The 21,407-nt window shown below is 58.9% G+C and carries 20 protein-coding genes; 9 read left to right on the top strand and 11 right to left on the bottom strand.

Going from position 1 to position 21,407, the window contains the following annotated elements; translation table 11 throughout:
- Window positions 1-32 precede the first annotated feature (32 nt).
- The 3 genes from CYR52_RS23005 (at window position 33) to CYR52_RS08815 (ending at window position 3,496) form a co-directional block, all read left to right on the top strand.
- A complete protein-coding gene (locus CYR52_RS23005) occupies window positions 33-161 on the top strand; it encodes a hypothetical protein (RefSeq protein WP_276327358.1) in 129 nt (42 codons plus the stop codon).
- A gap of 153 nt (window positions 162-314) precedes the next feature.
- The gene (gene katE, locus CYR52_RS08820; RefSeq protein ID WP_072929880.1) at window positions 315-2,591 is read left to right on the top strand and encodes a catalase HPII; all 2,277 of its coding nucleotides are present in this window, start codon (window positions 315-317) and stop codon (window positions 2,589-2,591) included.
- A gap of 50 nt (window positions 2,592-2,641) precedes the next feature.
- Window positions 2,642-3,496 carry an SDR family oxidoreductase gene (locus CYR52_RS08815; protein WP_072929882.1) on the top strand — a complete coding sequence of 285 codons (855 nt, stop codon included), beginning with the start codon at window positions 2,642-2,644 and terminating at the stop codon, window positions 3,494-3,496.
- Between the two features lie 67 nt (window positions 3,497-3,563).
- On the opposite strand, the gene CYR52_RS08810 is transcribed toward CYR52_RS08815, so the two are convergent.
- A complete protein-coding gene (locus tag CYR52_RS08810) occupies window positions 3,564-4,370 on the bottom strand; it encodes a hypothetical protein (RefSeq protein WP_072929884.1) in 807 nt (268 codons plus the stop codon).
- 392 nt (window positions 4,371-4,762) lie between these two features.
- Here CYR52_RS08810 and nadE point away from each other — a divergent pair, with 392 nt between their 5' ends.
- Together nadE and CYR52_RS08800 are read left to right on the top strand one after the other, a co-directional pair.
- The gene (gene nadE / locus CYR52_RS08805) at window positions 4,763-5,593 is read left to right on the top strand and encodes an ammonia-dependent NAD(+) synthetase (protein ID WP_072929886.1); all 831 of its coding nucleotides are present in this window, start codon (window positions 4,763-4,765) and stop codon (window positions 5,591-5,593) included.
- 117 nt (window positions 5,594-5,710) lie between these two features.
- Window positions 5,711-6,931: a multidrug effflux MFS transporter gene (locus CYR52_RS08800; protein WP_101828440.1), complete on the top strand. Its 1,221-nt coding sequence runs from the start codon at window positions 5,711-5,713 to the stop codon at window positions 6,929-6,931.
- Between the two features lie 30 nt (window positions 6,932-6,961).
- On the opposite strand, the gene dadX is transcribed toward CYR52_RS08800, so the two are convergent.
- The 3 genes from dadX to CYR52_RS22385 form a co-directional block, all read right to left on the bottom strand.
- Window positions 6,962-8,035, bottom strand: a complete 1,074-nt coding sequence (dadX, locus tag CYR52_RS08795) for a catabolic alanine racemase DadX (RefSeq protein WP_101828439.1) — start codon at window positions 8,033-8,035, stop codon at window positions 6,962-6,964.
- An 81-nt stretch (window positions 8,036-8,116) separates the two neighbouring features.
- Window positions 8,117-9,421: a D-amino acid dehydrogenase gene (locus tag CYR52_RS08790; protein ID WP_072929891.1), complete on the bottom strand. Its 1,305-nt coding sequence runs from the start codon at window positions 9,419-9,421 to the stop codon at window positions 8,117-8,119.
- A 103-nt stretch (window positions 9,422-9,524) separates the two neighbouring features.
- Window positions 9,525-9,893, bottom strand: coding sequence for a hypothetical protein (locus CYR52_RS22385; RefSeq protein WP_146001339.1), 369 nt, complete (start codon window positions 9,891-9,893; stop codon window positions 9,525-9,527).
- A 109-nt stretch (window positions 9,894-10,002) separates the two neighbouring features.
- Between CYR52_RS22385 and CYR52_RS08785 the strand changes: the two genes are divergently transcribed.
- Window positions 10,003-11,532, top strand: coding sequence for a SpoVR family protein (locus tag CYR52_RS08785; RefSeq protein ID WP_394853970.1), 1,530 nt, complete (start codon window positions 10,003-10,005; stop codon window positions 11,530-11,532).
- 69 nt (window positions 11,533-11,601) lie between these two features.
- On the opposite strand, the gene fadR is transcribed toward CYR52_RS08785, so the two are convergent.
- Window positions 11,602-12,324, bottom strand: a complete 723-nt coding sequence (fadR, locus tag CYR52_RS08780) for a fatty acid metabolism transcriptional regulator FadR (protein WP_072929897.1) — start codon at window positions 12,322-12,324, stop codon at window positions 11,602-11,604.
- Window positions 12,325-12,605: 281 nt separating this feature from the next.
- Between fadR and dsbB the strand changes: the two genes are divergently transcribed.
- The 3 genes from dsbB (at window position 12,606) to CYR52_RS08765 (ending at window position 16,476) form a co-directional block, all read left to right on the top strand.
- Window positions 12,606-13,136: a disulfide bond formation protein DsbB gene (gene dsbB / locus CYR52_RS08775; RefSeq protein ID WP_072929899.1), complete on the top strand. Its 531-nt coding sequence runs from the start codon at window positions 12,606-12,608 to the stop codon at window positions 13,134-13,136.
- Window positions 13,137-14,055: 919 nt separating this feature from the next.
- Complete coding sequence (locus CYR52_RS08770) at window positions 14,056-16,014, top strand: methyl-accepting chemotaxis protein (protein ID WP_101828451.1); 1,959 nt, start codon at window positions 14,056-14,058, stop codon at window positions 16,012-16,014.
- A gap of 213 nt (window positions 16,015-16,227) precedes the next feature.
- Window positions 16,228-16,476 carry a hypothetical protein gene (locus CYR52_RS08765; protein WP_072929903.1) on the top strand — a complete coding sequence of 83 codons (249 nt, stop codon included), beginning with the start codon at window positions 16,228-16,230 and terminating at the stop codon, window positions 16,474-16,476.
- A gap of 63 nt (window positions 16,477-16,539) precedes the next feature.
- Here the strand turns inward: CYR52_RS08765 and CYR52_RS08760 are convergent, their stop codons facing one another.
- The 6 genes from CYR52_RS08760 to CYR52_RS08740 all read right to left on the bottom strand — a co-directional run bounded on the left by CYR52_RS08760 (window position 16,540) and on the right by CYR52_RS08740 (window position 21,040).
- A complete protein-coding gene (locus tag CYR52_RS08760; RefSeq protein WP_101828438.1) occupies window positions 16,540-16,971 on the bottom strand; it encodes an OsmC family protein in 432 nt (143 codons plus the stop codon).
- A gap of 401 nt (window positions 16,972-17,372) precedes the next feature.
- Window positions 17,373-18,230 (bottom strand): manganese catalase family protein, encoded by an 858-nt coding sequence (locus CYR52_RS08755; RefSeq protein WP_072929907.1) that lies wholly within the window; start codon window positions 18,228-18,230, stop codon window positions 17,373-17,375.
- Between the two features lie 300 nt (window positions 18,231-18,530).
- Window positions 18,531-18,695 carry a hypothetical protein gene (locus CYR52_RS22635; RefSeq protein ID WP_165698441.1) on the bottom strand — a complete coding sequence of 55 codons (165 nt, stop codon included), beginning with the start codon at window positions 18,693-18,695 and terminating at the stop codon, window positions 18,531-18,533.
- 277 nt (window positions 18,696-18,972) lie between these two features.
- A complete protein-coding gene (locus CYR52_RS08750; RefSeq protein ID WP_101828437.1) occupies window positions 18,973-19,203 on the bottom strand; it encodes a YebO family protein in 231 nt (76 codons plus the stop codon).
- A gap of 192 nt (window positions 19,204-19,395) precedes the next feature.
- Window positions 19,396-19,911 carry a hypothetical protein gene (locus tag CYR52_RS08745; protein ID WP_072929911.1) on the bottom strand — a complete coding sequence of 172 codons (516 nt, stop codon included), beginning with the start codon at window positions 19,909-19,911 and terminating at the stop codon, window positions 19,396-19,398.
- Window positions 19,912-20,263: 352 nt separating this feature from the next.
- A complete protein-coding gene (locus CYR52_RS08740; protein WP_101828436.1) occupies window positions 20,264-21,040 on the bottom strand; it encodes a glycosyl hydrolase in 777 nt (258 codons plus the stop codon).
- Window positions 21,041-21,407: the final 367 nt, after the last annotated feature.

Below are 21,407 nucleotides of genomic sequence, written 5' to 3'. Positions count from 1 at the left end.
GGAAAAGACGCGCGCCGCGCAAGGTGGCGGCCATGAAACAGGTGAAGAGCGGGCATCTGGCCCTGAAGGAACCCGGCAATACTGCCGGTCAGCGGCGTATCGGGGGGAGCGGCGTGAAAAAAGGTGAACGGTCAGAAAGCAGGCCGGGCGAGCCGGGATAAGGGTGATTAAAAATTAACCATACCTATAAGATAACATGATTTGTCCGAGAATTCCGGTTAAGTGGGCATGATGTCCTATAGTTAGTGGTTGCACCATCTGAAGGTCACCCAAAAGCTCAATGATAAGAGCGTCGCCCCGAGGAGTATTGCTCAATGTCGAAAATAACAGGTCATCAGACAACCCTGAAAACCGCCTCTCACCCGGCCCCGGCCACGGACGGCAAAGCTGCCCAGCCCGGCCTGGGAGATCTTGCCCCGGCAGATAATTCGCATCAGCCCTCCCCTGCACCGACACCGCCCGGCAAGGAACCGACTGCCCCCGGCAGCCAGAAAAGCCCGGACATCCACAACGCCAAGATCGATGCGCTGGAGATTCACCGCAAGCAAGGGGCCAACCAGCCGCTGACCACCGATCACGGCACCAAAATTGCCAACGACCAGAACTCCCTGCGCGCCGGCGTCCGCGGCCCGACGCTGCTCGAAGATTTCATTATGCGGGAGAAGATCACCCACTTTGACCACGAGCGTATCCCGGAGCGCATCGTGCATGCGCGCGGCTCGGCGGCCCACGGTTACTTCCAGCCCTACCGCTCAATGAGTGACGTCACCAAAGCCGCCTTTTTGCAGGACCCGGCGAAACAGACCCCGGTTTATGTGCGCTTCTCCACGGTGCAGGGGTCACGCGGTTCGGCCGATACCGTGCGTGACATCCGCGGCTTTGCCACCAAGTTTTATACCGACGAGGGCAACTACGACCTGGTCGGCAACAATACCCCGGTGTTCTTTATCCAGGACGCCCATAAATTCCCGGACTTTGTCCACGCGGTGAAACCGGAACCGCACAATGAGATGCCGCAGGGTGCCAGCGCCCACGACACCTTCTGGGATTACGTCTCGCTCCAGCCGGAGACGCTGCATAACGTCTTCTGGGCGATGTCTGACCGCGGCATCCCGCGCAGCTACCGCACCATGGAAGGGTTCGGCATCCACACCTTCCGCTTTATCAATGCCGAGGGGAAATCGACCTTCGTGCGTTTCCACTGGAAACCGCTGGCGGGCAAAGCCTCGCTGCTGTGGGATGAGGCGCAGAAACTGGCCGGTAAAGACAGCGATTTCCACCGCCGTGACCTGTGGGAGTCGATTGAGGCCGGGGACTACCCGGAATATGAGCTGGGCGTGCAGCTGATCCCGGAAGAGGATGAGTTCAAGTTCGATTTCGACCTGCTCGACGCCACCAAATTGATCCCTGAGGCGCTGGTGCCGGTGGAGATCATCGGCAAGATGGTGCTGAACCGTAACCCGGACAACTTCCACGCCGAGACTGAGCAGGTGGCCTTCCACCCCGGCCACGTGGTGCCCGGCATCGACTTCACCAATGACCCGCTGTTGCAGGGGCGGCTGTTCTCCTACACCGATACCCAGATCAGCCGCCTGGGCGGGCCAAACTTCCATGAGATCCCGATTAACCGGCCGGTCTGCCCGTACCACAACTTCCAGCGTGACGGCATGCACCGGATGGACATCGACACCAACCCGGCCAGCTACGAGCCGAACTCCATCAACAACAACTGGCCGCGCGAAACCCCGCCGGCAGCCTCGGGCGGCGGGTTTGAGAGCCACTACGAGCGCATCGACGGCCATAAAGTGCGCGAACGCAGTGAATCCTTCGCGGATTACTACTCGCAGCCGCGCCTGTTCTGGATGAGCCAGACGCCGGTGGAGCAGGAGCACATCATCGGGGCGTTTTCCTTTGAGCTGAGCAAGGTGGGCCGCACCTACATCCGTGAGCGGGTGGTGGATCTGCTGGCGCGCGTGGACATCAACCTGGCGGAAGAGGTCGGTAAAAACCTCGGCTTCCGGCTGCCGGATGACGCGAAAAAATACCCGCTGCCGCACAGCGTCAACGGCCTGCAAAAGGATGAGACCCTGAGCCTCTATGCCACCGGGGACGGTGTGCTGAAAGGGCGTTGCGTGGCGGTGATGCTGAGTGACGGCGTACACGCGGCGGACGTGCTGGAGATCCTCCAGGCGCTGAAAACCGAGGGGGTTCACCCGAAACTGCTGGCCCGCCATATGGGCGAAGTGCTGGCGGATGACGGCTCCTCCGTGCCGGTGGACGGCACCTTCAGCAACACGCCGTCGGTGACGGTGGATGCGGTGCTGGTGCCGAACGGCAACATCGACTCGCTGCTGCTGGACGGCGACGCCCGCCACTTCCTGCTGGAAGCATACAAGCACCTGAAAGTGATTGGCCTGAGCGGTGACGCCTCCCGCGTCAAACCGCTGCTCGGCATTGATGACAGCGCCACGGAAGAAGGCATTGCGGAAGGGGCGAAAGCCGAGGGGCTGCTGCTGCAAAGTTTCCTCGACGCGCTGGAGCAGCACCGCATCTGGTCACGCAGCACCAAGGCCGCCGCCGTCCCGGCCTGATTGTTACCGGGGAGGCGCGCCCTCCCCGTTTATTTCTTTAAGGAGGAACCATGAGCGAACAGACCCTGCCCAAACAGCACCAGGACCAGCAACCCGGCCGCGAGGCCCCGATGGAGCCGAAACCGCTGTATGACGATCCGGACTACTGCGCCGCGGGCAAGCTGAAGGAGAAAGTGGCGCTGGTCACCGGCGGCGACAGCGGCATCGGCCGCGCCGTGACCATTGCTTACGCCAAAGAGGGGGCGAAGGTCGCGATTGTCTACCTGGAGGAGGATGAGGACGCCCGCGAAACCCAGCGCCTGGCGGCCCAGTATGGCCCGGAGCCGCTGCTGATCCGCGGTGATCTCGGCGATCAGGCGTTTGCCACGGAGGCCGTGGAGAAAACCGCGGCCCATTTCGGTGGGCTGGATGTGCTGGTGAACATTGCCGGGGAGCAGCACCCACAAGAGACGCCGGAAGAGATCAGTGCAGAACAGCTGGAGAAAACCTTCCGCACTAACTTCTTCTCGATGGTTTACCTGGTGCAGGCAGCGCTGAAGCACCTGCCGGAGGGCGGCGCGATCATCAACACCAGCTCCATTACCGCCTTCCGCGGCAACCCGACCCTGATTGATTACTCCTCCACCAAAGGGGCGATCACCGCCTTTACCCGCTCGCTCTCCACCAACCTGCTGGAGCGCGGCATCCGCGTCAATTCTGTGGCCCCCGGCCCGATCTGGACGCCGCTTATCCCGTCCACCTTTGATGAGGATCACGTCTCGAAATTTGGCCTGGAGACGCCGATGAAACGCCCCGGCCAACCTTCGGAACTGGCGGCGGCCTATGTTTACCTGGCCTGCAAAGACGCCTCGTACGTCAGCGGCCAGACTCTCCACATCAACGGCGGCGTCGTGATCAACGGGTAACCCCCGGACGGCTGACGCAGGCATAAAAAAAGCCGGGCGCGTTGCCCGGCTTTTTTGTGGCCGCAAATTATGGAATGCGGTTTTTCAGGGCCTCGTCCTGCTCATCCTCTTTGCGCTCGCGCTCGGCCAGCGCCTCAAAGGCCGTGGCGGTGGCCGGGTCAAACAGCGACAGCGTCTCGATCTGGTTCAGCATAATCACCTTACGGAAATAGAGCGCAGAAACCGGTTCTGAAGTGGGCGTAATACCGTGCTGCTGGTAGTAACTGGCGTAATTATGCTCGACTTGCATCTTCTGGGTTTCCGGGTCGCGGTAGCCGCTGACCATCGGGATCAGCACGACGTTGTCCGTGGTGCCGCTTTCGCAGCGCAGGGTATGCACCATGCCGATGTAGACGCGGCGCGAGCGCAGCGTGACAAATACCAGATCGCCCTGGTCCATACACTGATAAAGCAGCCCTTCCACGCCGTTGGAGCGGGTCAGTTGCTGGTAGAGGCTTTTGCGCCCGGCCGGGTCAAGCTGCATATTGCGCGACCAGGAGGTGCAGGAGAGGCACAACAGCACCGACACCGCCAGCATGATCACCACCGGGGCCTGGATGCCTAAGAAACTCCACATAATGAAGTCCCGTTGCAGCTGGAGGTCATGCCCGATAATCCACGGGAACTGGTTCATCAGCCCGGAGAAGCCCCACAGCACCAGGTAGACGATGGCGATCACCAACAGCCCCTGCAACACGAAAATACAGCCGTACAACGCCACCACAAAATAGACGTCCCAGCCAAAGGTGCGCTTGAGTTTGAAACGCGAGGAGACATCGCGGGTGGTGTACCAGTAGCCGCACACCATCAATACCATAAAAATTGCCGTTGCCATCAGTACGCGCCCTCCCCGTTGCCGGCGCGAACCGGTGAGTCAAATGGCGCGGGTAACGCTCTCTGCATAAATCCTCCTTGTTATCAGGTTGTCTGGCCCCATCATGGGCGATCGTGTCATCACCCCTCAGTGAGACGCCGGAAACCGGCCGGGGTTGCCCCGGATTAATCCGGAAATGGCCGCCCTCCACGGACCGGCCCCGGTTAAGCATAGCTAACTGTCTGGATAAACGGCGGATTTTCTGCTCAATGCGCACGCGCTCAACCGCCTGACACGCGATCGCGCCTTGTCCTTTATCCCCCGCCGGGGTAGTTTTATCTCCGGGATGAATGATTTTATGTCTAGAATTAACAGAGATATCCGCAGTTAACCGGCACTCAGGAGGCGTGGCAATGGCATTGCAACAAGAGATTATTGAGGCACTCAAGGTAAAACCACAGATTGACGCGCAGGAGGAGATCCGCCGCAGCGTTGACTTCCTGAAGGAATATCTTCAGGCTAACCCGGCGCTGCGCACGCTGGTGCTGGGCATCAGCGGCGGCCAGGACTCTACCCTGACCGGCAAACTCAGCCAGATGGCCATCACCGAGCTGCGTGAGGAAACCGGCGACAACAGCTACGAATTCATCGGCGTGCGCCTGCCGTACGGCAACCAGGCGGATGAAGCCGATTGCCAGGACGCCATCGCCTTTATCCAGCCCAACCGCGTGCTGACGGTGAACATCAAGGAATCGGTGGTCGCCAGTGAAGCCGCCCTGCGCAAGGCCGGCATTGAGCTGTCCGACTTTGTCAAAGGCAATGAAAAAGCGCGTGAGCGGATGAAAGCGCAATACAGCATCGCCGGGATGACGCGCGGGCTGGTGGTGGGCACTGACCACGCGGCCGAGGCCGTTACCGGGTTCTACACCAAATACGGCGACGGCGGCACGGACATCAACCCGATTTTCCGCCTCAATAAGCGCCAGGGTAAGGCGCTGCTGGCGGCGCTGGGCTGCCCGGAGCACCTGTACAAGAAAGTGCCGACGGCGGACCTGGAAGAGGATCGCCCCGGCCTGCCGGATGAAGTGGCGCTGGGCGTGACCTACGAGATGATCGACGACTACCTGGAAGGCAAACCGGCAGAGCCGAAGGTGGCGGAGATTATTGAACGCTGGTACACCCGCACCGAACACAAGCGTCAGTTGCCGGTCACGGTATTTGACGACTTCTGGAAAACAACGTAAGCGCACGGTGCCGCCGCCCGGCACCCTCCCGCTCTGTGATTGACGCGCCGCCTGTTAGGCGGCGCGTTTCTTTTGCCGGTTACGGCACGATCGTCATGAGGATGTTACTCGTACACTATGCAAACCTTTTTACTGCTGTTGCTTTCTATTGTCTTGCTTGGCCCTCTGGGCATTGATCTCTACCTGCCGACCATCCCTGCCATTGCTGCCGGGCTGGGCAGCCCGCAGGCGGTGATCCAGGCGACGATTTCCCTGTTTATCCTGGTGCTGGGTGCCGGGCAGCTGGTGGCCGGGCCACTGGTGGACAACTACGGCCGCAAACCGGTGGCGCTGGCCGGGATTGCCCTTTATCTGGCCGGGGCGGTATTGGCGGCGCTCTCCGTCAGCCCGGCGATGTTTATTGCCTCGCGCCTGGTGCAGGGGCTGGCGGTCTGCTGTACCGCCGTGGTGGCGTTCAGCGGCATCCGTGACCGCATGAACGGCGAAGAGGCCGCCCGCGCCTTTGGTTTCCTCAACGGCACGCTGAACATTGTGCCGGCGATGGCCCCGCTGCTGGGCGGCTTGCTGGCCGAGGCCTTTGGCTGGCGCGCGCCCTTCTGGTTCCTGGCCGGTTATGCCGCCGTGGTGTTTGTGGTGATCGCCACGCTGCTGCCGGAAACCCGCCCGGCAGACACCCAGCCGGTGCGCGGCCTGCCGTTGCGGCAATACGGTGCCATCCTGCGCGATCACCGCTTCCGTACCTTCAGCCTGGTGAACGCCGGGGCGATGGGCATGGCGCTGACCTATGTGTCGCTCGCCCCCACGGTGCTGATGGGCACCGGCGGGCTGTCGCCGCTGCACTTTTCGCTGGCGTTCGGGGCCAACGGCTTCTGGATTTTGTTTGTGAGTTTCTTTGCCAACCGCGTGATCCATAAACTCGGCCGCCCGGTCTGCCTGGCTGTCGGCAGCCTGCTGATGCTGCTGGGCGCGCTGGGGCTGGTGGCAGGGGTGCTGCTGTTGCCGCAGGCGGTGCAGCCGCACTGGTGGGTCTATATGCTGCCGGTGGCCGCGGCCTGTGCCGGGCTGGCGTTTATGATGGGCCCGGCCACCAGCTACGCGCTGGAGCCGTACGGCAGTGAGGCCGGGGTTGCCTCGGCGCTGGTGGGCTTTGTGCAGATGGCGGGCGGCTCGGTGCTGGGGCTGGCGGCGATGGCGCTGCCGCTGTCACCCAAGCTGTCGCTGGCGGTGATGATGCTGGCGGGTTGCCTGCTGGCGCTGCGTGCGCGCCTGCTGAGCAAGCAGTTGCGCGGCACGCTGACCTCCCTGAATAAAAACACCTCCCCAGATCAGGGCGCGTAACCGCGCCCTCTCCCTCAGCAGGTGCCTGCGTCAGTTTTCGTAGCGGAAAGGCACCCGCGCCGTCACCGCCGTCAGCAGTTCATAACCTAATGTCCCGGCGGCGGCGGCCACCTCATCCACCGGCAATTGCGCGCCCCACAGCTCGACCGGCGTGCCGATCCCGGCCTGCGGGCACGGGGTGAGATCCACCGCCAGCATATCCATCGAGACGCGCCCCAGCGTGCGGGTCATCACACCGCCCACGCAGACCGGGGTGCCGGTCGGGGCATGGCGCGGGTAACCGTCCGCGTAGCCGCAGGCCACCACACCCATGCGTTGCGGGCCGGCGGCAGTGTACGTCGCGCCATAGCCCACGCGGTCACCGGCGCGTAACTGCTGGAGGCCGATGACCTCACTGGTGAGGCTCATGCCCGCTTTCAGCCCGGCCGGGGCGATATCCTGCGCCACGCCGCTCGGTGACGCCCCATACAGGATGATGCCCGGCCGCACGGCCGCGTGGTGGGTGTGCGGGTGCCAGAGGGTGGCGGCTGAATTGGCGAGGCAGCGCGGCAGCGGCACCTCTGCCCCCACCCGCTCAATCACCGCGTACTGCTGGTTGACGCCCTCCGGGCCGTCGGCCACGGCGAAATGGCTCATCAGCGTTATCGTGCCGACCTGCGGCAACGCCCTGAGTTGCTGCCAGGCGGCGGTGAGCTGTTCCGGCGGGAAGCCGAGGCGGTTCATGCCGCTGTTCAGCTTCAGGTAGACGTCGATCGGCGCATCCGGCCGGGCGGCGGCCAGCGCCTCAATCTGCCAGGCGCTGTGCACGGCGGTGGTGAGCCGGTAACGGTCCAGCAGCGCCAGATCCCCGGCATGGAAAAACCCTTCCAGCAGCAGGATCGGCCCCTGCCAGCCCGCCTCGCGCAGGGTGATGGCCTCTTCATAGTTGAGCAGCGCATAGCCGTCGGCCTGATCAAACGCCTGCCACATCCGTTGCAGGCCGTGGCCATACGCATTGGCTTTGACCACCGCCCAGAGGTGGGCGGACGGGGCGTGGCGGCGCACGGCGGACAGATTATGGCGCAGGGCATCAAGGTGCACGGTGGCAACGATAGGACGGGGCATGGCAAAGCTCTCAGTTAACACTGCTCAATGAATAAAAGGGCGTACATTGCCGCGCGCGGGCACGCGCGGCAGGGTGCCGGTTCAGCTGACCGGGTGGATGCGCGGGCGGCCGTGGGCCGGGCTGGCCGCAAAGCCCTGCTGGTAACGCGCCACCGAGAGATCCTCATACGGGATAGCCGGGGTCACGCCGGAGATGATGTCCGCCAGCAACTGGCCGGAGCCGCAGGCCATCGTCCAGCCCAGGGTGCCGTGGCCGGTGTTGAGGTAGAGGTTTTTCAGCGGGGTTTTGCCGACGATGGGCGTGCCGTCCGGCGTCATCGGCCGCAGGCCGGTCCAGAAGGTGGCCTGCTCCACGTTGCCGCCGTGCGGGTAGAGGTCTTTCACCACCATTTCCAGCGTGTCGCGCCGCGCCTGCGCCAGCCCGGTGTTGAAGCCGACAATCTCCGCCATGCCGCCGACACGGATGCGGTTATCAAAGCGGGTAATGGCGATTTTGTAAGTTTCATCCAGCACGGTGGAGTGCGGCGCGCCCGCCGGGTCAGTGATCGGGATGGTCAGCGAGTACCCTTTCAGCGGATAAACCGGGATAGACACCAGCCCTTCCAGCAACGCCGTGGAATAGGAACCAAACGCCACCACATAGCTGTCGGCGGTGAGGGTTTCATTGCCGCACTGCACGCCGCGCAGGCTGTTTCCCTCCACCAGCAGGCGATCCACACTGCGGTTAAACAGGAAGGTGACCCCGGCCTGCTTCGCCATCTCCGCCAGCTGGCGGGTAAAGAGCTGGCAATCCCCGGTTTCGTCATTCGGCAGGCGCAGGCCGCCGGTCAGCTTGTGCGCCACCCCGGCCAGCGCCGGTTCCACGCCGGCAAGCTGGGCGGATTCCAGCAACTGGTACGGCACCCCGGCGTCCTGCAATACCGCGATATCTTTGGCGGCGTTCTCATACTGCTGGGCGGTGCGGAACAGTTGCAGCGTGCCGCCCTGCCGCCCCTCGTAGCGGATGCCGGTGTCACGGCGCAGGGCTTTGAGGCAGTCGCGGCTGTATTCGGACAGGCGCACCATGCGCCCTTTGTTGGTCTGGTAGTGGCGCATGTCACAGTTACGCAGCATCTGCCACATCCAGCGCAGCTGGAAGCTGCTGCCGTCCAGGCGGATGGCCAGCGGCGCGTGGCGCTGGAACATCCATTTGACGGCCTTGAGCGGCACGCCGGGGGCAGCCCAGGGTGCGGCATAACCGGGGGAGATCTGGCCTGCGTTACCGGCGCTGGTCTCTTCTGCCGGGCCGGGCTGGCGATCCACCACCGTGACGTCATGCCCTGCTTTCGCCAGATACCAGGCGCTGGCCACGCCCACTACGCCACTTCCCAATACCAAAACCCGCATAGCGACTCCACCTCAAGGTATTAAAAGCACAATCTTCTGTTAACGTTAAATTAACCCAACAGAAATGACCGTCCAACAATATCCGCAATAGTCGTGATAATTTTCACAAATATTTATCCTTTATCCCCCGGTTTTTTTCAATAGGCGTAACGAAATAGCGATAAGATCCCGTGAACTGCCCATTCAGGCAGAAAAAAGCCCGCATTTTGACAGCAATGACAGCATTGCTGTCGACAAACAGATCGCCATGCGCCGCCCCCTCTTTCGCCACATATCGTGCCTGAACAGGCCGTTTATCGCAGACGAAAATCCTGTGCTTATCCGTTAATCCCTCACACTTCGCAGCAAAGAGGCTGGGCACCCCGCCGGCAGAGGGCGTAGGATAGGCTCTGGCCCGTCCGGGTGCGGGCTGCCGCGCCGTGGGTGCCGCCGCTGCTGCCGCACTAAATGGCTGCTTTTGCACGGCAATCACGCCCCGGCGCGCCGGTTTAGCGGCAGGCGGCCTGCCCGATGCATAAAGTTTGAGCTACGATTGATAGGAGGCCGGAACGATCAGGCCTGACAACAATGAGGGTGCGCTGATGACTATGACGCAAGAGCAGATTAAGCAGGAACGCCTGAGTGATGGCCCGGACTGGACGTTTGAACTGCTCCAGACTTATCTCGAGCAGATTGACCGGGTAGCCAAACATTACCGGCTGGATACCTACCCGCATCAGATTGAGGTGATTACCTCTGAGCAGATGATGGACGCCTACTCCAGCATCGGGATGCCGATCAACTATACCCACTGGTCGTTCGGCAAAAAATTCATCGAGACAGAACAGCGCTACAAACATGGCCAGCAGGGGCTGGCGTATGAGATCGTGATTAACTCCGATCCGTGCATCGCTTACCTGATGGAAGAGAACACCATGACCATGCAGGCGCTGGTGATGGCCCACGCCTGCTACGGCCACAACTCCTTCTTCAAGAACAACTACCTGTTCCGCAGCTGGACCGATGCCGGTTCCATTGTTGATTACCTGCTGTTTGCCCGCCACTACATCAGTGAGTGCGAGGAGCGTTACGGCGCGGTGGAGGTGGAGAAGCTGCTCGACTCCTGCCACGCGCTGATGAACTACGGCGTTGACCGCTACAAACGGCCGCAGAAAGTCTCCCTGCAGGAGGAGCGTGCCCGGCAGAAAAGCCGTGAGGAGTACCTGCAAAGCCAGGTGAATTCACTGTGGAAAACCCTGCCGCGCCGTGAGCGTGAGGAAGTGCCGGAAGTGGCGCGCCGCTTCCCGGCCGAGCCGCAGGAGAATTTACTCTACTTTATGGAGAAGAATGCGCCGCTGCTGGAGCCGTGGCAGCGTGAGGTGCTGCGCATCGTGCGTAAAATCAGCCAGTATTTCTACCCGCAGAAACAGACACAGGTGATGAACGAAGGCTGGGCGACTTTCTGGCACTACACCATCCTTAACCACATGTATGACGAGGGGCTGGTGACGGAGCGCTTTATGCTGGAGTTCCTGCACAGCCACACCAACGTGGTCTACCAGCCGCCCTACAACAGCCCTTATTACAGCGGCATCAACCCTTATGCACTGGGCTTCGCGATGTTCCAGGACATCAAGCGGATCTGCCAGAACCCCACCGAGGAAGACCGCTACTGGTTCCCGGACATCGCCGGGTCTGACTGGCTCGACACGCTGCATTTTGCGATGCGTGACTTCAAGGACGAGAGCTTTATCAGCCAGTTCCTGTCGCCAAAAGTGATGCGTGATTTCCGCCTGTTCACCGTGCTGGATGATGACCACAACAACTTCCTGGAGATCTCGGCGATCCACAACGAAGAGGGCTACCGCGCCATCCGCCAGGAGCTGTCGGCGCAGTACAACCTCAGCAACCACGAGCCGAACATCCAGGTCTGGAACGTTGACCTGCGCGGTGACCGCTCGCTGACGCTGCGTTACATCCCGCATGAGCGCGCGCCGCTGGACAAGAGCCGCCGCGAGGTGATGAAACATATCCATCGCCTGTGGGGCTTTGATGTCTATATGGAGCAGAAAAGCGAAGACGGCAGCATCGAATTGCTGGAGCGCTGCCCGGCACGCACCACACCGCTGTGAGCCGGCTGCGCGCGGCATAAAAAAAGGCACCCTGGGGGTGCCTTTTTGCTGCGCTGTTTGCCTGGCGGCTCAGCGGCGGGTTTCGGTGGTCAGCGTGCTTGGCATGGTGCCCTGCATACTGTGCCAGATCGCCCCGCTCTCTTTGCCGTAGTTACGCACACACTCCATCACCTGATCGTAGAGTTTGTCCTGGCTCAGCTCGGCCAGCCGGGCATAAAACGCCAGCGCCAGTTTGCGCGCATCCGGGTTGGAGAAGTAGTAACGGCCGACCCGCATATACAGCCCGCGCAGCCCGTTCAGGATCAGGCCGTAAATCGGGTTGCCGGAGGCAAAAGCCAGCCCGCGGAAGATGCCGTAATCCAGCTCGCTGAAGGCGTCAGCGTGGTCATCAACGTGACCGGCCTGCGCCAGGATCTCCAGCGTCTTTTCCGGGTGCTGGCGCACGGCGGTGCGGATAAAGATCGAGGCGATATTGGTGCGCACCGCCAGCAGGTTATCAATCAGTTGCGGCACGCTGTCATGATCCAGCCGTGCCAGCGTCTCAAGGATGTTCAGCCCGGAGGTTTCCCAGAAATTATTGACCCTGGTCGGTTTGCCGTGCTGAATGGTCAGCCAGCCATCACGGGCCAGGCGTTGCAGAACTTCACGCAGCGTGGTGCGGGTCACCCCGATCAACTCTGATAACTCACGCTCCGCGGGCAAAATAGAGCCAGGGGGGAAGCGATTATTCCAGATACTTTCGATAATGTACTCTTCCGCGAAACCGGCAGGACTTTGCGCCTTAATAACCATGTGTTTAACGTTCCGTAGCGACGAATGTAAGCCATAAAATTCAGCTCATCATACCAGACGTCTTTAGCAGGTTATAGCACCAAAAGCTAACATTCAGGTAACCTGCGCAGCCATTGCCCGATTTTGTGCGGCCAGCCCCGCTTTCCGTGGCGCGCCCTCCTGCCCCTCCCGCACGGCTATGTCCCCCCGCTTTTTACGCATATTTGCTTTGCGGTAGCTGGCAGCGCCGCTGAATTGGTTTACACTGCCGCTCAGGCATTTACTGCAGGGATAAACTCGATATGTTGCAATTTCTTAACCAATGCTCACGCGGGCGCGGTGCCTGGTTACTGCTGGCACTGACGGCGTTGGCCCTGGAGCTGGCCGCGCTCTATTTTCAGCATGTGATGCTGCTGAAACCCTGCGTCATGTGCATTTATGAGCGCTGCGCCCTGCTGGGGGTTTTCTTCGCCGGGGTGGTGGGTGCGCTGGCCCCGGCCACGCCGTTGCGTTATGTGGCGCTGCTCGGCTGGATTTACAGCGCCTGGGAAGGGCTGCGCCTCTCCTGGGAGCATACGATGATCCAGCTGCACCCTTCCCCGTTCACCACCTGTGATTTTGCCGCCCGCTTCCCCAGCTGGCTGCCGCTGGACAAATGGGTGCCGGGCATGTTTGTCGCCACCGGCGACTGCGCGGAGAAACAGTGGGAATTTTTGTCACTCGGTATGCCGCAATGGCTGGTGGTCATTTCGGCGGGCTACCTGCTGGTCGCGCTGCTGGTGCTGCTGGCCCAGTTCTTCCGGCCGCGTAAACGTGACCTTTTTGGCCGCTAAGCCCCAAAAACAGCACAATGACGGCACCCTATGGGTGCCGTTTTTGTTACGGCTGTTTTTCGCCCTGCGGGGCGCTGATTCACTCAGCCTATTAAATCAATAGCGTGAACCGATTTACGCCCCACCGGGCAATATGCGATTGTAGTGCCAGACAACCAGAACACGCGATGTCTGCACCACACCAGGTTTTAAAAAAAGCAGTACTATAAAAACAATAACCCGCCGATGAGCGGGTTTTTACTTTTATTTCTGCCCGGTCAGCCGATTTTTGGCCGGAAAGGGCAAAAAAAAGCCGGAATTTTCCTAAAAGACTTTTATTTTCAAAAGGTTATTGATTTAAAAATGACATGCGTTATTATTTCGCAGTGATTATTACCCCCTTTTGATAATCACGCTATAGGAGCCTCTTGTAGCGGATAACGTTCCGGCCCGCCCTGGTGGCGGGCTTTTTTTTGAGATTTCTACCAGTTCCAATCTCAGGGTAAGCTGACTACTATCAATGGGGTGGGCGCAGATCCACAGTAATGATCGGTACTATCCCTACGCCCGCTCTCCGTTGTGGGCTTTTTTTCGCCTGAAAAACGTGGCGAGCCTGCTGAAATATTCCTCCGCTTTTGGCCCTTAATCCAAATTCCCCTGCCAGCGTGCAAAGCTTTCTAAACAAACACTTAACATACGAAAATAAATCGCCTGCCGACGCAGATTTTACTCACGTTACTGAACTATTTCGCCGATACCCCTGTTGTCACCTGTAAGGATGACGCCATGACGAGTACGTATTGCCGGCGAAGAAAGGATGCGTTTGTGTCCGCAAGGCGCCGCCGGCTTTACGGGTATCCCGAGAGACAGACACTGTATTCGGTAAGGATTTGCTCTCTTTTTTTGCGCTTTACTAAAAATAGGTAACACCATGGGCATTATGCCGACACCCCGCACCCGCTCTGATTTTTTTGGCTCAATGCTGCCCTTCGGGCGCAGCCGGCCGGCCAGCGGTGTTTTTGATTGCGGCGCGTTACCCGCCTCACTCAGTGCGTTGGGCCTGCCGAATAAAGGCGGCCTGTTAATGGCATTTACGCCACCCGGCGCGGATTTCCACCGCGTCAATGCGGCCTGGCAACGCCTGGCCTCCGCCAACCGCACTGTGCTGGCCCTCTCCTCTTACGGGGCGCTCGGCAACCAGGCGCAAGGCTCCACCTATTGTGACCAGAACAGCCGCCAGGGCAGCTGGCTCTGGCTGCCGCAAAGCCTGATTACCCGCCATGAAGTGCATGTGGTGGATTTACAGGTGCGTGCCGGGATGTCTGCCCAGCAACGGGTCGCGGCCATCCGTGGCGAGCTGGATCGGTTGCGCGTCAGTATGCCGCTCTCGGCTGACCGGACGTTCGCGATGGTGTATTGCGACGGCCTCTCCGCTTCGGAAGGCTTCCTGATGCAGGCCTGGTACGCGTCCGGCCGTTTCCCGTGCCTGGCGATCGGCGGTTCGGCCGGTGGCTCGCTGGAGTTTGACGGCACCTATATCGGCACCGGTGACGCGGTGTTGCAGGGCAAAGCGGTGATTGTGTTCTGCGAGATGGCCGAGGGGAAATCCTTTGCGCCGTTCAAAAGCCAGAACTTTGAGCCGACCGCGCAAAGCTGGCTGGTGGCCCAGGCGGACCCGGTAGCCCGCACCCTGACGTCGGTGTTTGATGCCAACGGCCGCCCGCAACCGATCCTTGAGGCATTGGCGAACTACCTGCGCTGTGCGCCGCACCAGGTCAGCGAACGGCTTACCGGGCTGACCTTTGCGGTGAAGGTCGACAATGAATACTTCATCCGTTCAGTTGCCACCTTCCAGCCGGACCATCTCACCTTTTTCTGCGATCTGGAATTTGGTGACCGGCTCTACCTGCTCAAGGCCACGGATTTCAAAGGCACCACCCGGCGCGACTGGCAGGCGTTTGTCACCCAGCACGGCAAACCTTCCGCCATGCTGCTGAATGACTGCATCCTGCGGCGGGTCGGCAACACCGCGGAGCTGCCCGGCGCACGCTTCTTTGAGGGGGTGCCGGCGGCCGGGTTCTCAAGCTTTGGTGAGATCCTCGGGGTGCCGATCAACCAGACGCTCTCGGCGCTGGTGTTCTTCGATCACCAGGTCAACGCCATGACCCGTTTCCCGATTGAGTACGCCAACTTTGCGGCGCACTATACCCAGCGCGCCTTGCGCCGCTGGGAGGCGCTGCATGGGATCCAGTCAAAAGTGATTGGCCGGGTGGTGGAGTACCAGCATGGGCTGGCCCCGCTGATGACCACGCTGCCGCAACTGGAGCAGGCCACCGTCAGCCAGAGCGAGACACTGTCGCTGGCAGAAAGCAGCATCCGCGCCATCAGTGATGCGGCAATTGCAAGCCGCGAGGCGCAAGGCCGGCTGGAGAGCGGGCTGGACTCTCTCGAGCAGATCTCAGCCGGGATCACCACCATCACCGGCGGCATCAGTACCATTGCGTTCCAGACCAACCTGTTGGCACTGAACGCGGCCGTCGAGGCAGCCCGTGCCGGTGAGGCCGGACGCGGCTTTGCGGTAGTGGCGGGCGAGGTGCGGCGGCTGGCGCAGTCTGCCAAAGAGCAGGCTGATGCCACCCGCAAGCATATCAATGAGGCGGTGGTGACCATCTCCCATATCCGTTCCGTGGCCACCACCACGGTGGAAACCACCCAGGGGATGGCGGACCAGAGCATTTCCGCCGCCGACCGGATTGCCGCCATGAGTGCCGATACCGGCCGTGAACGCAATGACATTGCCGCTAACCTGGGGCAGCTGAAAGCGCTGGCAGGAGGGATGGATGCCATGGATGAGGCCGTCACCCAACTTACCCTGCTGCAAAAACTGGCTTCCAGCTAAGCATAACCTTTCCAAAACCGCCCTCCGGCGGTTTTTTTATGCCCGCCTTCCCCGCCCGGTGCTTTTTAAGTCTTTACTCTTAACCCATTGAATTTCAAGTTTTATCTTTCCAAGCCTTTACGCCTGCCTGCCGGATTGATCAAATCAAATATTCGATTGAAACCATAAATATCAGGCATATACTCCCCCCCTACCTAACAAGAGGTAATAAAAATGTTAAGAGATCACCTGCAATTAACCGATAGCGATACCCTTGAACAAATTGATTATGTCCGGCTGGCGAACCAGGGCCAGGAAGAGATCCGGGTCTACCAGATAACCGATCGGCATGGCGTTGTGAAAGGGAAAGTGTCTGTGTTTGATAAGCTGAATACGCGCCGCTCTTACCCGGCAGATTGCCGGATTACCCAGCATGATGCCCAGGGGCGGGTGGTTGTCGATAAGTTAACGGCGTCGTGGTAACGCGGGGAAAGGCGTGAATAGGGCCGGCTGAACACCCCGCCCGGCGGGCGGGGTTCACGCCACTCAGTTTTGCAGTTGGTAATCCAGCGTAATCTCGGCGCTGATTAACTGGGAAACCGGGCAGCCCGCTTTGGCTTTGTTGATGATTTTATCGAATGTCTCTTTTTCAATCCCCGGCAGCGTCACGTTGCTGTTGAGCGCCACTTTGGTAATCGCATAGCCGCCGCCCACTTTGTCCAGGGAGACGTCTGCGGTGGTATCAATGCTCTCTGGCGTATACCCCTCTTCCCCCAGCATCAGTGACAGCGCCATTGAGAAACAGGCCGCGTGTGCTGCGCCGATCAGCTCTTCCGGATTGGTCCCGGCTTTTCCTTCAAAACGGGTATTGAAGCCGTAGGGTTGCTGATTCAGCGCCCCGCTCTCCGTGGAGATGTGCCCCTTACCCTGTTTGATATCGCCTTCCCAGTGTGCCTGACCTTTCTTATGAATCGTCATCGTTATCCTCCGGTGTGTGATACGCAAATGAAGTGTATACAGGTGATAAGTATAGTTAATTTTCCCCTTTGTACCGGAAGCACGGCAAAAAAGCGCGGCCCCTGCCCGGTTCAGCGCCCGGTATGCCGCGGCCGGCGCGCCCTGCGCCGGGTAGAATAAGAATGCAACAAGACGTAAACAGCCCACCGCCCAGACGTGATGCGCACTTTTTTGCAGCTTGTCATCAGGCTGTCATGCACAGTGCCTATTCTGCCGCAGCGCTACGGCGCCTCGTCTAATTATAAAATGATGATAGCAACCACCTGACCGGTCTTCGCGCCGGTTTTTTTTATGGCAAAACGCCGGAAATAAAAAAGGCCACGCTATCGCGCGGCCTGAGGCGGGAGCGGCACACCGCCGCCTTATACCGGCTGGTCCGGCGGCAGGCCGGTGGTGCTCATCTGCTCCTGTTGTGCGCCGGAACCCGGCCGGGCATTGCCCAGCAGCGGCTCGTCGCCCAGCAGTTCCGGTTCCTGTTTGGCCGTGAACTGGCCACGCCCATCGTAAGACGGCCCCTGGCTCCAACGGCCTTCCGGCAGCGGTTTGTCCAGCGAGGTATTCAGGCAGTAGTAAGAGTGCTCGGTGGCCTCCCCTTCCTGCGGGAAACTGTTCGGGATCGGCAATGACGCGCCAATGCCGCCCATATCCTCAATCACCGCCAGCCACTGCTGCTGGTGCATGGTGTCACGGGCAATCAGGAACGAGAGGAAATCCTTCATCCCTTTATCTTCCGTCATGTTATACAGCCGGGTCGCCAGTACCCGCCCGGTGGCCTCAGCGGTGACGTTGGCCAGCATGTCAGCCGCCACGTTGCCTGACGCATAGATATGGCTCATATCAAAAGGAACGCCATTGGCGTTAACCGGCATGGCTGACAGCCCGGAAGAAAGGATATGGCGCGGGTTCATGCCACCCAGAATGGCGTTAACCACCGGGTCCTGTGCTGAGGCTTCCTGATAAGAGAGCGGCGCGCCTTCAAGATTTAATGCGACAGCGTAGCCAAGCATTTCAATGTGGGCTAACTCCTCGGTTGCTGTCGAAATCAATAAATCTTTGATTCTGGCGTCGCCACGGGCACCCATCGCCTGGAAGAAATACTGCATCGCCACGCGGATTTCCCCCTCCACCCCGCCAATAGCCTGTTGCAGCAGCATGGCAAACTCAGGATCGGGCTTTTCTACGCGTACCGGATATTGCAGCTTCGATGAATGGTGAAACATACCAACCTCCTCTCGTTGCGTTGATTGAATGTTGCACAACAAGCATGGAAGCGGATGTGAAAAAACGCAAAAATAAAAGAGAAAGATTCTCATTGAGATTTATTATGTGATGCCAGCGCCTTGTTCTGACAAGAAAAACAGGGATGGGCGGCTTTGCAGACTGAGAGGCAGGCCGCTTGTTACGCCGCCAACGCAGCGCCGGCAACACGGGGAAACAGAAGCCCTCCTGATAGGTTATTCCATTTGATGTTTTCAGCCTGAATCACATTACCCTTTATTCATGTTTCCGCCCGACAGGGATCATAGAACGGCATTGAAAAGAATAAAGGCCCCAAACCCCCAGGAAATAAGCGTCGTTATCCAGAATGCTGTACCGCTTTCACCGGCTACCCCTTTAACGACCTGATAAATAACCGCTGAGGAGATAAGCCAGGAGATGATTGCCGTTACTAAGAAACTTGTCATAAGACCTCCTGATAATATCGCGAACGCATTGATAGCGTAGCAACGCCAATAAACTCAGCAATATAAAAAACCTCATTATTTCACCGTATTTATCCTTGATATTTTATAGGCAGTCTCGTTGAGTTTTCTTATTATAAAAAATAGCGGCATCATCCCGAAAACACATGAATTATTCTGGTGATACACCGCCCCGCACACCCTTAAATGGCCGGCCCAGGCCGCGTTGCGGCGATAAAAAACCCGCCGGAGCGGGTTAATAGCGGTTCGCTGTACAGCGTTATTTCTCGTCCTTAAGCGTCTCGCCCCTTTTCTTCGCCACCGATGCCGTGGTGAAAGGGTAAACATTGGGTGTTTTGGAGAGCATGAAAATAAGCGTCTCCTGGTTTTCCACCATCTGTTTCAGTAATTCCATATGTTGATTGGCACGCACTGCCGCGCGAATCAAATAAAATACCGTGAAAAGAAGTGCCACCCATGAAAGTACCGTTAAAAAGCCGTTTCCAGTCATAAAACCCCCTGCTTATATAAGACAACCTGATGATAGCAAGCGGGTAACCAGGCGCTATTTTTGGTACATCACAAACGGCCATATTCTCTTTATGAGATTTTTTAGGGCTGCGTGGCCTCAGCCACCGCGGCATGATGGCCTGTGACTGCACCGTCAGCGGAAAAGCGGGGCGCTGCCCTGCCCCTTTCTGCCTTAGAAATTAATCTGTACGCTCAGCACGGTAATCACCGGCAGGATAAACCCGGCCCGCAGGCCGACATAACGGTTAACGTTGTATTTAACCCCGTGATAAATGTAGGGGGCAAAGCCGACGCCCGTGACCTTTTGTATATCGTGATAGGCACCGGAATCGCCGCAGTGTGAGAAGGATTTAAAGAAGAACTCCCCGGCATACAGGTAAATTCCCTCAACCGTCCAGTTATTGTATTCCGCCCACTTTTTATCGACCCCGAGCAAAACGCAGCGGTCACCTTCACTGTTGATCATGGTGCCGGCGTAGAGGCTGTAGTCTGAGGTGCTGTCCATGCGCCGTTCGACGGCGAACAGCTCATTTTTGAAAAATTGCTCATAACGATCTTTGGGGGCAAAGGCGTGATACACAAAGGAGGCAGTATGGATGGAGTAAAGATCCAGATCGTCGGCAAACGAGGTTGATACGGGGCAAAAAACAGCAGCGAGCGATATGAGCCTGACAAAAGAGCATTTCATCGTCACGTCTTCCTTACCAGCAATGGCGGTATAGTGATTTTGTTAACGGCCCGCCGTGTGGCACGCTTTTGCACCGGCGATGGAAGTTAACAGCGCTTTTTTTGAAATTAATCGACGTTTTTCCGTCGCTTATCCCTAACCGTAATGTGCATAAGATAATAGGGGTGCGTTTTACTGTTAACAAGCAGTTAATCTGCGTTTGCTGATCTGTGTCTTTTCAGCACGTAAAAAAGGCCGCCGGGGGCAGCCTTTTTGTGATTCACGTTGCCGGTATTCTCTGGCCTGCCGCTCTCACCCAGCGGCAGGGCGATGTTTTTGCCGGGTGCGGCGTGTTGCCAGCAGGGCACGGTTTTTAGTGGGGTAAGGAAATATAGTGCTGCCCCAGCGCAGACAGCTCACCGTCGCCCTCAAACAAGCGCTGAAAATGGGGATCGGGATTGACCCGCCCGGTGAACCACGCATAGCGAAACACATCCTCCCGCCGCTCACATAACGCGACCATCTCACTCATCTGGGCTTTCTGTTTTTCCAGCGAGTCGATCTGCGCCCCATCCTGCCGGCTGTGGGCGTTGGCAAATTCCGTGACCCAAAACGGCTTCCCAAACCGGGCGAGCAGGTTCAGCTGGTCTTCCAGCCCGTAGTCGTACCAGTGGAAGCCCAGAAAATCGATTTGCGGCGGTTTGCCGTTGTTGGTGATATAGGCCGCGATAAAGGCGTCCAGCCAGTCAGCCGGTGCCTGATAGTCCGGCATGGTTCCCCAGGTCACTTGCGGGCCAACGATGCTCACCCCCACCTGACGGGCGATATTCTCAAACCGGGGCCAAAGCTCCGCCGCCCGTTGCGGCTCGGTATAGGCCTGTAATCCGATGGTAGGCTCGTTCAGCACCAGCATATATTTTATGCCGGGGTTTTCCCTGAAGAACCGTAATACCGATGCCTCATGGAAATTCTCATTCCACAGCATCGGAATATAGTCAACGCCGTGCACGGCGGAGAGGGAAAATGGCAGGCTGCTATGGGGAGAGGCCCCCCAGTTGTAATACCAGGAAATCCCCGCCGAAATAGCCTTGAGATCGTTAACTGATGAGAGATCGTAAGCAATGCCGCGCTTTTGACTTTTAGATACCATAATGGAACTCCTTCTGCGATAAACGGGCGGCCATCATGTACGGTTATCCCTGACGGTCATCACCCGGCTGCGAGGAAATTATTTTGTTATGGCCGGGATAATCCCTAATCTTTTTTATTCTCTATTTATCATCCGTGACGTCTTCGGCAGATGATATTTCCTCAGCCGTATCATTTAGCATTATTGAGGCGTCCCAGCGACGTTTTTAAAAAAGAAAAACCCTGCCGGAGGCTTAATCAATTACCCCCTGGCCGGGGGTATTATCTGACAGTGCGGCTTACGGGTGGGGTACAGGGTCAGGGGGAAAGAGACAGGAATCTATAAGGGCCTGGGGGTATAAGGGCGCGGTGTTATGGCGGTTACCCTG

Origin of the sequence: Chimaeribacter arupi (assembly GCF_002858805.1) — a bacterium.
GTDB lineage: Bacteria > Pseudomonadota > Gammaproteobacteria > Enterobacterales > Enterobacteriaceae > Chimaeribacter > Chimaeribacter arupi.
This window is presented reverse-complemented; position numbering and strand designations above follow the sequence as displayed.

Coding starts and splice junctions, on each gene's coding strand:
- CYR52_RS23005 (WP_276327358.1), top strand. CDS start 33: ATGAAACAGGTGAAGAGCGGGCATCTGGCCCTGAAGGAACCCGGCAAT.
- katE (WP_072929880.1), top strand. CDS start 315: ATGTCGAAAATAACAGGTCATCAGACAACCCTGAAAACCGCCTCTCAC.
- CYR52_RS08815 (WP_072929882.1), top strand. CDS start 2,642: ATGAGCGAACAGACCCTGCCCAAACAGCACCAGGACCAGCAACCCGGC.
- CYR52_RS08810 (WP_072929884.1), bottom strand. CDS start 4,370: ATGGCAACGGCAATTTTTATGGTATTGATGGTGTGCGGCTACTGGTAC.
- nadE (WP_072929886.1), top strand. CDS start 4,763: ATGGCATTGCAACAAGAGATTATTGAGGCACTCAAGGTAAAACCACAG.
- CYR52_RS08800 (WP_101828440.1), top strand. CDS start 5,711: ATGCAAACCTTTTTACTGCTGTTGCTTTCTATTGTCTTGCTTGGCCCT.
- dadX (WP_101828439.1), bottom strand. CDS start 8,035: ATGCCCCGTCCTATCGTTGCCACCGTGCACCTTGATGCCCTGCGCCAT.
- CYR52_RS08790 (WP_072929891.1), bottom strand. CDS start 9,421: ATGCGGGTTTTGGTATTGGGAAGTGGCGTAGTGGGCGTGGCCAGCGCC.
- CYR52_RS08785 (WP_394853970.1), top strand. CDS start 10,003: ATGACTATGACGCAAGAGCAGATTAAGCAGGAACGCCTGAGTGATGGC.
- fadR (WP_072929897.1), bottom strand. CDS start 12,324: ATGGTTATTAAGGCGCAAAGTCCTGCCGGTTTCGCGGAAGAGTACATT.
- dsbB (WP_072929899.1), top strand. CDS start 12,606: ATGTTGCAATTTCTTAACCAATGCTCACGCGGGCGCGGTGCCTGGTTA.
- CYR52_RS08770 (WP_101828451.1), top strand. CDS start 14,056: ATGCCGACACCCCGCACCCGCTCTGATTTTTTTGGCTCAATGCTGCCC.
- CYR52_RS08765 (WP_072929903.1), top strand. CDS start 16,228: ATGTTAAGAGATCACCTGCAATTAACCGATAGCGATACCCTTGAACAA.
- CYR52_RS08760 (WP_101828438.1), bottom strand. CDS start 16,971: ATGACGATTCATAAGAAAGGTCAGGCACACTGGGAAGGCGATATCAAA.
- CYR52_RS08755 (WP_072929907.1), bottom strand. CDS start 18,230: ATGTTTCACCATTCATCGAAGCTGCAATATCCGGTACGCGTAGAAAAG.
- CYR52_RS22635 (WP_165698441.1), bottom strand. CDS start 18,695: ATGACAAGTTTCTTAGTAACGGCAATCATCTCCTGGCTTATCTCCTCA.
- CYR52_RS08750 (WP_101828437.1), bottom strand. CDS start 19,203: ATGACTGGAAACGGCTTTTTAACGGTACTTTCATGGGTGGCACTTCTT.
- CYR52_RS08745 (WP_072929911.1), bottom strand. CDS start 19,911: ATGAAATGCTCTTTTGTCAGGCTCATATCGCTCGCTGCTGTTTTTTGC.
- CYR52_RS08740 (WP_101828436.1), bottom strand. CDS start 21,040: ATGGTATCTAAAAGTCAAAAGCGCGGCATTGCTTACGATCTCTCATCA.